Annotated in this window: 13 protein-coding genes and 1 pseudogene; 5 read left to right on the top strand and 9 right to left on the bottom strand. The window is 56.6% G+C overall.

The genetic code is table 11. From position 1 onward, the window contains the following. Positions 1-891: 891 nt before the first annotated feature. From ABIT12_RS03585 to ABIT12_RS03560, 6 genes and pseudogenes are all read right to left on the bottom strand, one after another. Entirely contained in the window at positions 892-1665 is a 774-nt protein-coding gene (locus ABIT12_RS03585; protein ID WP_348046130.1) for a hypothetical protein, read from the bottom strand. 391 nt (positions 1666-2056) lie between these two features. Further along, positions 2057-3007, bottom strand: coding sequence for a tyrosine-type recombinase/integrase (locus ABIT12_RS03580; protein ID WP_348046146.1), 951 nt, complete (start codon positions 3005-3007; stop codon positions 2057-2059). A gap of 21 nt (positions 3008-3028) precedes the next feature. Further along, positions 3029-3307, bottom strand: a pseudogene (locus ABIT12_RS03575) (Arm DNA-binding domain-containing protein); the annotation flags it as partial. A gap of 333 nt (positions 3308-3640) precedes the next feature. Beyond that, entirely contained in the window at positions 3641-4444 is an 804-nt protein-coding gene (locus ABIT12_RS03570) for a glycosyltransferase family 2 protein (RefSeq protein WP_348046128.1), read from the bottom strand. Next, positions 4434-5048, bottom strand: a complete 615-nt coding sequence (locus ABIT12_RS03565; RefSeq protein ID WP_348046126.1) for an SIS domain-containing protein — start codon at positions 5046-5048, stop codon at positions 4434-4436. Before ABIT12_RS03565 ends, ABIT12_RS03570 begins: the two co-directional genes overlap by 11 nt. A gap of 1 nt (position 5049) precedes the next feature. Beyond that, positions 5050-5637 (bottom strand): HAD-IIIA family hydrolase, encoded by a 588-nt coding sequence (locus tag ABIT12_RS03560; protein ID WP_348046124.1) that lies wholly within the window; start codon positions 5635-5637, stop codon positions 5050-5052. Positions 5638-5868: 231 nt separating this feature from the next. On the opposite strand from ABIT12_RS03560, the gene ABIT12_RS03555 reads away from it, so the two are divergent. From ABIT12_RS03555 to ABIT12_RS03535, 5 genes are read left to right on the top strand one after another with little or no spacing between them, the layout of a single operon-like run. Then, positions 5869-6609: a sugar phosphate nucleotidyltransferase gene (locus ABIT12_RS03555; protein WP_348046122.1), complete on the top strand. Its 741-nt coding sequence runs from the start codon at positions 5869-5871 to the stop codon at positions 6607-6609. A gap of 10 nt (positions 6610-6619) precedes the next feature. Then, positions 6620-7993 carry a CBS domain-containing protein gene (locus ABIT12_RS03550; protein WP_348046120.1) on the top strand — a complete coding sequence of 458 codons (1374 nt, stop codon included), beginning with the start codon at positions 6620-6622 and terminating at the stop codon, positions 7991-7993. Beyond that, complete coding sequence (locus ABIT12_RS03545) at positions 7990-9894, top strand: N-acetylneuraminate synthase family protein (protein WP_348046118.1); 1905 nt, start codon at positions 7990-7992, stop codon at positions 9892-9894. Before ABIT12_RS03550 ends, ABIT12_RS03545 begins: the two co-directional genes overlap by 4 nt. A gap of 14 nt (positions 9895-9908) precedes the next feature. Then, entirely contained in the window at positions 9909-10769 is an 861-nt protein-coding gene (locus ABIT12_RS03540) for a sugar phosphate isomerase/epimerase family protein (RefSeq protein ID WP_348046116.1), read from the top strand. Continuing rightward, positions 10769-11641: a class I SAM-dependent methyltransferase gene (locus ABIT12_RS03535; RefSeq protein ID WP_348046114.1), complete on the top strand. Its 873-nt coding sequence runs from the start codon at positions 10769-10771 to the stop codon at positions 11639-11641. The genes ABIT12_RS03540 and ABIT12_RS03535 overlap by 1 nt, the downstream gene beginning before the upstream one ends. 6 nt (positions 11642-11647) lie before the next feature. Here ABIT12_RS03535 and ABIT12_RS03530 read toward each other — a convergent pair whose 3' ends face one another. From ABIT12_RS03530 to ABIT12_RS03520, 3 genes are read right to left on the bottom strand one after another with little or no spacing between them, the layout of a single operon-like run. Next, positions 11648-12313, bottom strand: coding sequence for a class I SAM-dependent methyltransferase (locus ABIT12_RS03530; protein WP_348046112.1), 666 nt, complete (start codon positions 12311-12313; stop codon positions 11648-11650). Between the two features lie 5 nt (positions 12314-12318). Further along, positions 12319-13308, bottom strand: coding sequence for an aminotransferase class IV (locus ABIT12_RS03525; RefSeq protein WP_348046110.1), 990 nt, complete (start codon positions 13306-13308; stop codon positions 12319-12321). Then, positions 13308-14042: a cytidylyltransferase domain-containing protein gene (locus tag ABIT12_RS03520; protein ID WP_348046108.1), complete on the bottom strand. Its 735-nt coding sequence runs from the start codon at positions 14040-14042 to the stop codon at positions 13308-13310. Before ABIT12_RS03520 ends, ABIT12_RS03525 begins: the two co-directional genes overlap by 1 nt. Positions 14043-14176 lie beyond the last annotated feature (134 nt).

The raw sequence follows: 14176 nt of genomic DNA, 5'->3' as shown, positions 1-14176 counted from the left end.
ACGAACGGTTCGAAGAAAGCCCATTCCTCGTCCGACATCAAACCTCGTACCAAGCCTACTCTCCGCAAAGAGAAGCCTTGAATCACTCATCTACCGATTTGGGAATCCACTTTGTCCACACCGCCTAAACTCATTACCAGTACATTTGAGAGGCAGAATTCAGCTATCTCCCGTCTCTTCCGGTTCTCACGCGAAACTTGTAATATTCGATGAGAAAAAGTCCGGGAAATTTTGTGCAGTAGTTGGAAGTTGTAACTATCTATCATCCAACTTTGATTGGACTGAGGCCTCGATTAAATCTCGAAGTCAGAGGCTATGCGCTCAGTTATTGGGGCACGTTATAGCCTCACAACTGCCTTCTTCCGGTAGCTGGTCTCCTGTTGCGCGGCGCCTCAATCGGTTTTGGTCAAAAGCTATGCAATCGGCGCTTAAACACCCAGAAAGTGGCTCGCACAAAATTACCCTGTTAGTGGACAGTGACCACTATGCCTGTGTGACCAAAGCCCGCGACTGTGCACAGGATCGAATAGCAATCGCATGTGACATCTACGGTGTTGCTGCGGAAACTTCGGTTTTGGTCCCGATGCGAACTGCAGCGGGAGCGGGGAAGAAAGTTCAGCTATACTATAGTCGCCCTAGTAAAACGCTTGTGGAGCAAGGTAGGGCGCCTGTGGCAGGGGAAATTGTGTCAGGCCTTTCGCTGATCCATGCCAGTAATTTTCATGCCAAAATATTGCTATGGGACCAAGAAAGCGTCGCAATAAGTAGCTTCAATTGGATGTCAACAGTCACTGCTGGTGCGAAATCAAGAGGATCTGAATTAGGGTTGCTAATCCAGGGACCAAATATTTCGGACAGGCTTTGGGGGTTGCTGGATCACACAGCGTCGGCCTAAAGGTTCAAAATTACTTTTGTGCGTTTCCACTCATCTGATACCGAAGCATTTATTTTATTGAACACCTTGGTGGACAAGGAAATACCTGCCTTTGCTTTTATAGTTTCATACCTCACCACCAGTTGAATTGACCGTCCAGAGAATTCGCGTGTCGAAAAGTCAGTTGAACTTTGTATTAGGGCAAAGGCGCTCAAGTAGGTTTTCTCGAATTGATCCCTCAGCCACTCCAGCTTAATCCATCGTTCAAGTATGTCTTGGCTCAGGATAATTTGGGCTATTAGCGTTATAAACGAAATTTCAGTGCCCCTGATAAGCGCACAAATTACCCAGATTACCGAATAGAGCCCGATCTTCCATCGCTCGATGGCGAGCATTCCACGCGAAACTTCTTTGCTAAACAGTGCATTCTCTAAAATTGTGGCGGCTAGTCTTCGATATGTGTTTGACTCTTGGTTGTTGTAGTATCCCGTCGAGGTGTCCACACTTAAAGGAACCTGAAATGCATGCGATAACAAATCTGTGTAGCGCCCTTCATGCGCTCTCGCTGACCAGTATAGATTGGTAGCAATTCGACAGAAAAATAAACATAGGGTCGCCAAAAAGAACAAAATTTGGACTGTTTGGTAGGTCCATGCGTTTGTGAATTCGTCTACAAAGAGTATTATCAAGGACAGCGCTATTGAGAAGTAAAAAAGAAACTTTGCGACGTCCTCAGAAGTCTTGACAGAGGCATAAGCCGTCTTTGTGAGGGGATCGTTCTTTTTGGCCACGTACTAACTCTCAAGTGGTAGTAGTTGATAAAGGCACTGAGCTAGGCGATTGCCCTTAAATGGACGATTGAGGGCGGGATATTTTGTCAACTCTTCAAGCGCCTTGGCAAGCTTAAATTGCACCAGCCGATCGGAAGGCCGCTGTCGCTGCCGTCTGTAGCCGAAGTTGATAGAACAGATCCGCACACCACTGCTTAATGCGACCCGTTCTCTCCAGTACAGCGCTCGATTGTAGATGCACCTCAGCCCCGACCTCAATCGAAGTACAAAACTATGTGGGGTAAAAATGGGGCGAATTAAGCCTAAGATGGTAGATAAGTGAGTATAGTCAGGTATTTAACTGAGTGAAATGGCGGAGAGAAATGGCGTTCTGGATGACCGCACCGTGCGCTTAGGAATCTCGTGAGGGGTTAGGTCGGGCCATTGCTTCGGCAATGAGATTGCTGATCACTTCCGTTGCTGACGATATTGGGTTCGCGGCAATATGTGCGTATCGCTGCGTGGTCCCATGATCGGAATGACCAAGGATTGCACCTAGGACCAAGAGCGGCGTCCCGCTTACTGCCCCCACACTCGCGAATGAGTGGCGTAGGTCATGGATTCTAGTGTCGCGCATGCCGATGGTCTCCCTAAGCGCGGACCAAACACGCGGCGTGCCAAGATAGTACCCATTGCCAGTAGTTGCGGGAAACACATAAGTTGCATCGCTCTTCGCTTGCTGCCTACACTTGGATAACAAGGCGCTGGCGGCTGAGCTCAGCGGTATGTTTTTTTGACCTGTCTTCGAGTCGCTTAGCCGTAGCCTTTGACCAGCAGCGTCGAACTCGGACCACTTGAGCGCCTCTATCTCGCCTCTACGAGCGCCGGTTAACAATAGTAGCTCGATGATGGTGAGGGCCTTTTCGTTCACCCCCTTGCTTTCTGCCTTTCGTAAAGCCGCGCCGAGTGTCGATATCTCCTCCATCGATAGGAAACGTTCGTTCTTGTTGTCCGGAAATCGCGGCACACCATGAACAGGATTCGATGAAATTAGACCCAGTTCTTGAGCGTAGCTGAATATTCCGCCGAGCAGTCCAACCGTTCTGGTTGCCGTACCGCGACCGCCTCGAACTACGGCTTTCCCGCGCGGCTTAGTCTTGCTCACCTTGGCAGTAGCGCCATCCGCGACGCTTCGTAAAAACTTTCGAACATCAGCTTGCGTAACATCCGCTACCTTTTTGCTGCCGAGTAGGGGCTTTATGTGCTGCTCAATCCTACCTCGGTCAGTGGCCAACGTGCTTGGTTTCTTGAGGCCAACTCCTTCCAGCAGGTAAGTGTCGCACAGCTTGGCGACCGTTGGCATTTCGCGGGAATCCCTCCTAGCCTTCGCGGGATCTGATCCGTTGGCGACTTGACCAAGGATTCTTCGTGCCTCGTCCCGGGCCGTCTCGGCAGTCCACGGTGAGCCGTGCTTGCCTATGGTCACTCTCTTGGTCGTCCCAGACCTTCCCCCGGCGGTTCGATATTGAGCAACGTAAGATTTAGCGCCGCCCCTCGAAACTTTAAGTCCGAATCCTTTTAGCTGGGCATCCCACAGTATGTAATCCGCGGGTCGCGTTTCAGCTCGATCTACCTCTGTCTTCGTTATTCTGATCGACACCATAATTTCACCGCCAGTAAGCACCCAGCAAGCACCCTATCGGGAATTCCCAAGACGATGCAAGTTGGCGAGTGATGTGCTACAGAACCGTGGCGTTGATAGTACAATAAATTTCAGTTAGTTAGTGAGTGACCGTGAAATTCCGGGACAAGCGGTGAAGTCCGTCGCGCTGCCCTCCGAAGGCAGAGGTCGGGGGTTCGAATCTCTCCGGGTGCGCCAAGCTTGTCCACGCCGTGGCAAGGCTTCGAACTGACAGCTTGATTGTTCTGGAAGCCACGTCGCTCGCAGTCGATTTTCCGCCGGTGCTCCGCCAGCGGTCTTGCCGATCAGGCGGGCCTATGCCCGCCGTTCGGAGATTATCTCGACCAGTCGCTTGGGCAGCACGCGTTTCAGCGCTATGCGGAAGAACTGGTTGGCAATCTCCATTGCATAGCGCGCATCGGTCCCAAAGCCGGGAAAGAACTGCCGTGCCGTGCGCCAGTGCGACATCGTCGTGGGGATGCGCTGGGTGTCCGAGACACCGCCGGTGCTGACGATGGATAGATATCCCGGCACTTCCATAACCGGCGTTCCAGAGGACACCGCCTCGGCCAGCAGGGCGAAGTCGGCGCCGTTGCCATGGATCGGATCGAAGGGGTGCGTCCGCATATAGTGGCTTTGCACCAGTACCGACTGGTGCTGCACGATCATGCCGTGGCGCAGCGCGGACGCAGGTTTCGGGCGGCTCGCTTTGGTGTGCCCCCAGGGATATTCCACCACCCAGCCCGAATAGTAGATCACGGCGTCGCCCGCCATTGCGCCGACGAACTCTTCAACGGCCCGAGCGTCGAAAAACCGGTCGCCGGCATTCATGTAGATGATGAAATCGCCGGTCGCGAGCTTGGCCGCCTTGTTCATTGCATCATAGATGCCGGTGTCGCGCTCCGACACCATCACGTCGATCTTGTCGGCATGGCGTTGGACGATTTCAAAGGTCTTGTCGGTCGAGGCGCCATCGACCACGACATATTCGATTTCCGGATAGGTCTGCTCCAGTACGCTGGCAATGGTCGCCTCAACCACGCTTTCGGCGTTGCGCACGACGGTAACGACACTGATGCGCGGCAAAATCCGGCCCGGGGTTTCCACGTTAAATGCCATCCAGCCCGATATCCCCGAATGTCGTCAATTGCTGTTCGACCAGCGAGCACAGCGTGTGACCGATGAGGCAATGAATTTCCTGGATGCGCTGGGTGGTGGTGCTCGGCACCACCAGCGCCACATCGCAGAGTTCCGCCAGTGCGCCGCCGGTGCCGCCGGTAAAGCCGATGACGATCAGCCCCATGGCCTTGGCCTCCCTGACTGCCCGCACGATATTTTTGGAGTTGCCGCTGGTCGAATAGACCATCAGCACGTCGCCTTTCCGGCCCAGCGCCTGGATTTGTCGGGCAAACACGGTTTCGAAGCCGAAGTCATTGCTCCAGGCCGTCAAAAACGAGGTGTCAGTGGTCAAGGCGATGGCCGGAAAGCCCTTGCGGGCGTTACGATGATCCAGCGTTGCCGCATATTCGGCGGCCATGTGCTGGGCTTCGGCGGCGCTGCCGCCATTGCCGGCGATCAGCAGCTTGTTGCCGGCAGCGAAGGCCTTGATCAGCAACTGGCTGGCGCTGTCCAGTGGTTTGGCCAGCGCGACGTGGGCGGCCGAGAGCACTGAAATCAGTTCTGAAATCTCGCTCTGAAGTTTGTCGCCGGCATCGATAGCCATGTTAAATCCTTGAACTGTTGGCAATAGCCTGCCGATAAATTGCCGGAAAGTCGCCAAGCGCCCCGATCACCAGATCGGGCGAGATCGGCGCTAAACCGGGAGCGGCAAACTTGGCACCAAGCCCGACGCTCAACGCGCCAAAGCGGCTGGCGCACTCTATATCGCTGTATTGGTCGCCAAACACGACCCATTCATTCGGCGCAATACCATAGCGGGCCGACAGGTTTTCCAGCATGCCCGTGGCGGGCTTGCGGCAGGTGCAACCGGCATCGGGCAGATGCGGGCACATCTCGAAATGCTCGATCCGCAGCCCCAATGGCGCGATCGATGCGTTGATTGCCGCGTTGAACCTGTGGGCCGCCTCGACGTCGTAATAGCCACGGGCGATCCCGGATTGGTTGGTGATCACCGAAACCGGCAGCTTAGTCTCCGCCGCCCAGGCCATGAACTCGGCAAACCCGTCGATGATCTGCAGGTCCTCGAGTCGATGCGGATATTTTACGTCGACATTGATCGTACCGTCCCGATCGAGCGCGATCGCTCGAATGCGGGAAAATCTGTCGGCGAGCGGGTGAGGTGCGTCATCCATGTCGGTTTCCTAACCAATCAAGCCGGTTTCATCCAGAAAAATCGCCTCGCTGAAATGGTCAAAACTGCCCCTCCAACCCGCAGGTCAACAGTTGATGTGGGCCATGCTTTACCTTGGCCAAAGAATCGGCTTTGGATCGGCAAAGGCGCCAGTCTCTGCCAGAGTCTCGTCATCTCGGCTCGATAGTCGGTCTGCGCCTTGGCCCGCATCTGGTTTGAATGGAGTGGACGTTTGACGGATCGCGCCGACAACAAAATCCACGCTCTGCCACTGCTGGTACTGGCCGGCGGTTTTGGCACCCGGCTCAAGACCGTGGTCTCCGATGTGCCAAAGCCTCTGGCCCCGGTGGATGGCAAGCCGCATCTGGAACACATGATCGAGTTCTGGCGGCTCAGCGGGGTGCGTCATTTTGTGTTTCTGCTGCACTACGAAGCACAGGCCATCATTGCCTTCCTGCAGCAGCACTGGACCAGCCCGGAGATGAGCCACTGCACGCTCGATTGGGTGATCGAGGACGAACCCCTGGGCACCGGCGGCGCCATCACCAATGCGCTGACCAGCCTCTCGATCACCGGTGATTTTCTGGTCACCAATGCCGATACTTGGCTGGGCGGCGGCATTGCCGATGTGGCCGACACCGACCAGCCGGCTATCGCCGTGGTTGGCGTTCCCAATGCCGAACGCTACGGATCGGTCGATATTGAAGCAGGACTGGTGCGCCGATTCAGCGAGAAATCGGCAGCCACCGGACCGGGCATGGTCAATGCCGGATTGTACAAGCTGGGCCCCGATATTCTCGCCGCCGGGCTGCCCAGATCGTTCTCGCTGGAGCGCGATTACCTGCCGCTGTTGGTGCAAAATGGCCGGCTCCGCGCCGTCGCCGTGGATGCGAATTTCATCGACATCGGCATACCATCCGACTACCTACGCTTTCAGCGCTGGGTACAGCAGGGCAAGGCCGGACCGATATAAGAGTTTCAACGTGAATTTGGACATCTTCTGCATCAGCTCGGATAGCTCGGTTCGTTCCGCCATGGAGCGGATTGAGGCCAACGGGCACGGCTTCGTCATCGCCGTGAACCCGGATCGTTCGGTTGCGGGTTTGGCAACGGATGGCGATATCAGGCGCTGGTTGCTCGCCGGTGGCAGCCACAGCGACGCGATCAGCCTGTGCTGGAAAAGCGATTTCGTCTTTGCCGATCAGGGTGCCGCGCGCGAGGTTTTGCTCAAGCGCCTCGACTCCCAGATCCAGTTCATCCCCATCCTCGATGAGGCGCGGCGCCTGGTTGATATCGTCACCCGCGACTCGCTGCCGGCTTTGGCCGAGCGGCAGATCTATGCGCGAGCGCGTGCCCCGGCGCGCATCAGCTTTGGCGGTGGCGGATCGGATTTAACGGCCTATTTTGCCCAGTCCAAAGGCGCCGTGATCAACACCACAATATCGCTGTATACGCACGCCACCATGCGGCGGCGCGATGATCGGCGCATCCTGGTCAACTCGCTCGACCTTGATGATACGCTCGACGTGGAAAGCATCGCCCACCTGTCCGAGGCCGATCCGAAATTCGGGCTCATTCAGGCCGTCATCAACATGGTCAAGCCGGACTTCGGGTTTGAGCTGTTCATCCATTCCGATTTCCCGGCCAAGTCAGGTCTGGGCGGCTCGGCAGTGGTCGCCGCCGCAATGCTGGGCTGCTTTAACCAGTTCCGCGCCGACCAATGGGATCTGCACGAACTCTCTGAGCTGGCTTTCCAGGCCGAGCGCCTGCATCTGGGCATCTCCGGCGGCTGGCAGGATCAGTACGCCACGGTGTTCGGCGGCTTCAATTTCATGGAATTCGAGATGGACCAGAATATCGTCCATCCGCTGCGCATCCATCCCGATATTGTGCGTGAACTCGAAGAATGCCTGGTGCTCTGCGATACCGGCAAGTCGCACGAATCGGGCGAAATTCACGACGATCAGCGCCGCCGCCTGCAGGCCGGCGAAACACTTGGCACCCTCGGAGATGTCGTCTCCCTGACCTACGCTATTCGCAATCATCTGCTGCGCGGCCGTCTGCGCGAATTTGGCGAATGCCTGCATACGGGCTGGCTGCTGAAGCGCCAGTTCAGCGACCGGATTTCCAATCCGGCGATCGATGCCACCTATGAGCGGGCGCTGCAGCATGGCGCTGTTGGCGGCAAGCTGCTGGGCGCGGGCGGCGGCGGGTTCTTCCTGTTCTTCGTGCCGCCTTTTGCGCAGCACGATCTGATTGCCCATCTGCGTTCGGAAGGGCTCGTGGTGCGGCCGTTCAAGTTTGATAATGACGGGCTGATGTCGTGGTCTGTCCGCGAAGACAAGAGAGACGTATGACCATCAAGACCATCGATATTGCTGGATTTGAAGTCGGCAGCGAGCGCTGCTTCATTATTGCCGAGATCGGCAACAACCATAATGGCAGCGTCGAACGCGCCAAGCATATGGTCGATCTGGTCGCCGCTGCCGGAGCCGACTGCGCCAAATTCCAGATGCGCCACATCAAAGACGTCTATCGCGAGCGCACCCTGCGCAAGAGCGGCGAGGATCTGGGCACCGAATATGTCATCGATCTGCTCGAGCGCTTCGAACTCAGCGTCGAAGAGCACCTCGAAATCGCCGACTATTGTCACTCCAAGTCGATCCTTTACATGTGTACGCCCTGGGACAGCACCAGCGTCGATACGCTCGAAGGCTTCGGGGTCAAGGCCTACAAGGTTGCCTCCGCCGACCTGACCAATATGCCGCTGCTGGCAAGGCTGGCGCAGACCGGCAAGCCGCTGATCCTGTCGACCGGCATGAGCCGCGTCGAAGAGGTCCAGCAGACCATCGCGTTTCTGAACCAGCACTCTGCCCAATTTGTGCTGCTCCATTGCAACAGCACCTATCCCGCGCCGTTCCACGATATCAACCTGCGCTGGATGAGCAGCCTGCGCAAACTGCACCCGCTGGTCGGCTATTCGGGCCATGAGCGCGGCACCAGCGTCTCGCAGGCGGCCGTCGCGCTGGGCGCCTGTGTCATCGAACGCCACTTTACCCTCGACCGCCAGATGGAAGGCCCCGATCACGCGGCCAGCCTCGAGCCCGGTGAATTGCGCAGCCTGATCTCGGGCATTCGTGAAATCGAATCGGCGCTCGGCACCGGCGAAAGCCGCACCCTGTCGCAGGGCGAGATGATGAACCGCGAAAACCTCGCCAAGTCCATTGTCGCCGCCACCCCGCTCAAGGCGGGCACCAAACTGAGCGCGGCTGATCTCAAGGTGCGCAGCCCCGGCCAGGGCCTGTCGCCGCAGTTCCTCGACCAGTTGGTCGGCACTGTGCTCAAGCGCGATATGGAAGAGGAAGATTTCTTCTTCCGCTCGGATCTTGCCGGTCAAAGCAGCAGCCAGCCCCGCCAGTACAATTTCCGCCACCCCTGGGGCGTGCCGGTGCGCTACCACGATTTCGGCTGGTATGAAAAAGCCATCAAGCCGGACCTGTTCGAGTTCCATTTTTCCTATTCGGACATGGACCTCAAGCCCGACGATTTCCTCAGCGGCACCTATGACATGGACTTCGTCGTCCATGCGCCCGAACTGTTCGCCAACAGTTCATTGATGGATCTGGCCACGCCGGACGAAGCCTACCGCAAGCAGTCGCTGTTCGAGACCCAGCGGCTGGTCGATATCACCCGCGACCTCAAGCGCTTCTTCCCCAAGACCAAGCGTCCCCAGATCGTCGCCAATATCGGCGGCTTTACCATGGATGCTCCACTGCCCAAAGATGGCATGGGAGCCTATTACGACCGCTTTGCCCAAAGCCTGGGCCAACTCGATCTGGACGGCGTCGAACTCATCCCCCAGACCATGGCGCCATTCCCCTGGCATTTCGGCGGCCAGCGCTACCAGAACATGTTCGTCACCGCCGAGGACATCGTGCTGTGGTGCGAAAAGCTCAACCTGCGGATGTGCTTTGATATTTCGCACAGCTTCCTGACCTGCAATCATCTGGGCGTCGATTTTTATGACTTCGCCCGTCGTGTCGGCGCCCATACGGCCCACCTGCATCTTGGCGATGCGCGCGGGTTGAACGGCGAGGGCCTGCAGGTCGGCGATGGCGACATCGACTTTGTGCGCCTCGGCGCCATTCTCAACGAAACCTGCCCCGATGCGACCTTCATCCCTGAAATCTGGCAGGGTCACAAGTCGTTCGGCGAAGGCTTCTGGGTCGCGCTCGACCGGCTCGACGGATTGCTTTAGGACGGGATCGGGCAATGACCCTATTTGACGGCAGACTGGGCGTGATGCAGGGGCGGTTGCTGCCCAAATATAGCGGCCGCTATCAGGCGCACCCCCTCGGTTCCTGGCAGGACGAATTTGCCGTCGCCGCCGGCTTCGGGCTGAACCTGATCGAGTTCATCCTCGATCTCAACGACGCCGAGCAGAACCCTCTCCTCAATCAGGCGGGTCTTGATGAAATCGTCCGACTGGGCAAGAGCACCGGCGTGCAGGTCAAGACCATCTGTGCCGACTATTTCATGGATGCCCCGCTCCATGCGAGCAATGCCAGTGCGGCGGCCGACAGCGTCTCCGTGCTGTCCCGGCTGATCACCAATGCCGCCAGCATCGGCGTCACCGACATCGTCATCCCCTGCGTCGATCAATCCAGCCTCAAGACCGCGGCCAGCGTGCAACTGTTCTGCGATCAGGTCGCTCCCCTTGCCGAACTCGCCGGCACCAAGGCAATCAAGCTCTGCCTTGAAACCGACCTCGGCCCGCAGGAGTTCGCCGCGCTGCTCGATCGCATCGGCTCGCCCCATGTCGCTGTCAACTACGACACCGGCAACAGCGCCTCGCTCGGCTTCGACCCGGCTGAGGAACTAGCCGTCTATGGCGACCGGATCACCGACATCCACATCAAGGATCGGGTCCGTGGCGGCGGCTCGGTGGAACTGGGGCAGGGCGACGCCCAGTTCGACCGCTTCTTTGCCGCCCTCGTCGGCCTCGACTTCCGGGGCCCGTTCATCATGCAGGCCTATCGCGATGATGAAGGCGTCGAAATCTTCCGCCGCCAATTGCTCTGGGTCAAAGAGCGCTATGGCAGCCTGTCCAACACCGGCATATCGAGGGCCTGATGAGCAATCCGTTTCTTGAACAACTGATCGCGTCCAACATCACCGATCGCGCGTCGCTGTCGCTCTATGCCAGTGGCGCCCGCGACAAGGCAGACTGCCCGATGCTGGCCTGCAAGCGAACCGGCGCAATTTTTGCGCAAGACATCTCGCACATGACCAACGAGCACTATCAGGAAAAGCCGTTCGCCGATGTCGAGCAGCATTTCAGCGGCGGCGTCATCGACAAGATGGACCTCGATCGCCGCGCCGCCCTGTTGAACTCATATGTCCCGGGGAAGCGCTGGCTGGATTTCGGTTGCGGCTTTGGCGAAATCCTCAAGGCCGCAGGTCCATTTGCCGCGTCCACGGCGGCAACCGAACTCAACCGGACGCAGAGCAATTCCGTCCGCGCCGCCGGCTTTGACGTGCGCGACGACGTTGCCGAGTTCGGCCGGGCCGATTTCGAAGTGGTGACGCTGTTTCACGTGCTGGAGCACCTGCCGGACCCGGTGGCCATGCTGGCGCATATCAAGCGCCACTGCTCCCCTGGGGCGACCATCATCGTCGAAGTCCCCCATGCGCGCGATTTCCTGCTGATGGGTCTGCAAAGCGATGACTTCAAACGCAGCACATTGTGGAGTGAACACCTTGTACTGCATACGCGCTCGACGCTGAGCCTCGCAATCGAGGGTGCCGGCCTCCAGCTTGCCGCTATCACTGGCATCCAGCGTTATCCTGTCGCAAATCATTTGTACTGGGCACGATTTGGTTTGCCGGGAGGACATGAGCACCTGTCGCAACTCAATACACCTGAGCTTGGCAGGGCCTATGAAGCTGCATTGGCACGTGTCGATCAAACGGACACTTTGCTAGCGATAGCCGCCGTGCCTTAGGACTTGCTATAGCTTGGCGACAAAATATGTCCCCTTAGATAGCGGGTCGTCTGGCTTGGGCGTGGCAACAGTTCCCCATTCTAGGTAACTCAGCCCGAAATACTTGCGTATTTCCTCGTCATTGGTAAACCGGTCTGCGCCATATTTTTGCACTCCAGGCGGATATACTGCAAGCAGGTGAATTAGATAGGCTGGACGGGATCTATTTTTTGCCCAGGTACGCAGGTTGTCAAGAAATAGGTCAAGTTTATCCAAGATATACCAAGTTAATTCAGCCATAATGACTACGTCTGGATCGAGGTCGGTTAGGATCCATTCGTCTTCAATCGAGCCAGCCATGAAGGTTGTGCCGGGGTTAATTGTCCTCGCTCGTTCGATCGCTTCGGTCGAGATATCAATTCCGACCGCCGCAATTCCTCGTTGGGAAAGCTGTCCGGACAAATGTCCGAAACCGCACCCCAACTCCACAACCCGTGAAGCCCCCATTTCGGTTCGCAGCTTTTCGACCCAATGAACCGCTAGTTGTCGACGGCTGTCCAGCACGTTAGCTGTGTCAGACTGATGCCAAGGGTCTTCGAAATCCCTATAAAGACCATCGAAGTCGCCGATTAACTTGCCGTCGCGGATTACATAGTCTTGATACCGCTTCGGAGGAAGTTGCTCGATGGCCATCGCGACTACCTCTTACTTTTGAACTGGTATGGCGTCGGCGCAGTAATCGCCGGAGCATTCGAATTCCAAGCCTGAATTTGAGCCTGGATATCCACGCCCGTATTGGCACCCCATTTCTTCAGCAACAGGCTAAAAATTTCGCTGGGCTTACCAGTTCCGATGGGTTCGCCGTTGAGCGAGGTAACCGGCAGCATGCAGAACGGCGTTCCGGTCATGAATGCCTCGTCGGCATTGTAGACATCATACAAATCTATGTTCTTTTCGACGGCCCTGAGACCCAGCTCGGAGCACAATTCCTCAAGGATGTAAGCACGCGAAACGCCCCTCAGGACATTGCGACCTTCCGGTGTAATGACCACGCCATCCTTGACGATAAAAAAGTTGTCGCCTGTACCTTCGGCCACGTACCCGTCAGGGTCCAGCAGCAAAGCCCAGTTGTTGTCTCCTTCGACCTGAGATGCTTCGATATTTGCCATCAGATAGTGGATGCGGCTGCGGTTTTTTACTTTAGGGTCAAGAAGCGTCGCTGGGATGGCGCGCTGCGAGGTCACAACGGCATTGATGCCCTTGTCGAACAGCGACCCCATGCTCGCAACTGTCCATCGCAATGGAAAGTCGGCGATCACAACGTTCGGTCCCTTTCTGAGACCGGCAACGCCTTGGTAGATGCCGAGAAGGCCTCGCGACACGTCAATCATCAGCCGATGTTCGTCATCAGGGGCAAATGCATGCTTATTCGCCTCGATCGTGGCCATGCAAGCCTCTTCCATTTCGGCAGGGGTCATCTCCAGCGGGATTCGAAGGACTTTAAGGCCTGCATAGAGCCGGTCGATATGTTCTTTTAACTTGAACTGCTTGCCGTTAAACGACCGCGTCATTTCGAAAACCATGTCACCGAACATGAGCGCGGAGTCGTAGATCGATATCTTCGCCTCGCTTTCGGGAACGAAGCTTCCGTTCATATAGACAACGCGACCTTCTTTGCTGTTTTCCATCAGTCGTTCAACTTTCGGCTATCATGCCATTTGATAATTTCGCGGATTCCAAACGTATTGTCCTCACCACACAGGGCTTCGTACAACTCGCTCATTCTTTTGTACTGTTCTGCAGTATTGACGTCCAAAACGATATCGGGCCGCCTGATATCGGCAGGGCACGGCGGTGCGCTGATTGGACACCATTTTTCATCGATACCAGTGTCGGTGGCGTAATTGAAAAAATTGCGGTGAACGTGTTCTAATGCTTCTGGAAAGAAGTATTTCGTAGCGGCTTCCTCGAGCAACGACGTTTCAAAAACCTCGGCCCCGATACCATCCGGGTAACCGGAGTTCCTCAGTTGGGCCAGATTGGATGAAAAACCCCTGCGTCCAAGGTGGAGATGATAGTCTATCACCCTGTCGATTTCCTCGGGTTCCGGAGCAACATTGTCTGCCGGGATACGAACGATGATATCGGCTTTGGTCGCGGCGGCGGCACCAAGATAGCGAGCTCGCACATCCGATTCGGATCCCCTGAACACTGCGACATCCATCGATCCCAGATAATTGGCCAGCACGTCGTCCTCTGCGCCATCCGGCACTGCGGCAATAAGGTGATCAGGACTTCGGCAGCGCTTCAGACGCTCGAATATTCGGTGAACCAGTGGCTTTCCCGCTAGTAGCATCATGGATTTCCCAGGCAGCCGCGTGGAAAGCATGCGAGCCTGTACGATAAGAGCGATTGATGTCACCGGGCCAGCTCTTAATGGGTGATTGCAGACAAAGCAGATGAATTTCCAGTGTGAGTCGACATTCTCGACCCTCAGCCAGGATAGTTATTCGACAAGAGCGACGTGAAGCAAGGGCGGTGGATCTAAATTCCCAT

It is taken from the genome of Devosia sp., from assembly GCF_039927955.1.
Taxonomy (GTDB): domain Bacteria; phylum Pseudomonadota; class Alphaproteobacteria; order Rhizobiales; family Devosiaceae; genus Devosia.
Note: the sequence above shows the minus strand (reverse complement) of the source record. Positions and strands in the feature narration are given on the sequence as shown.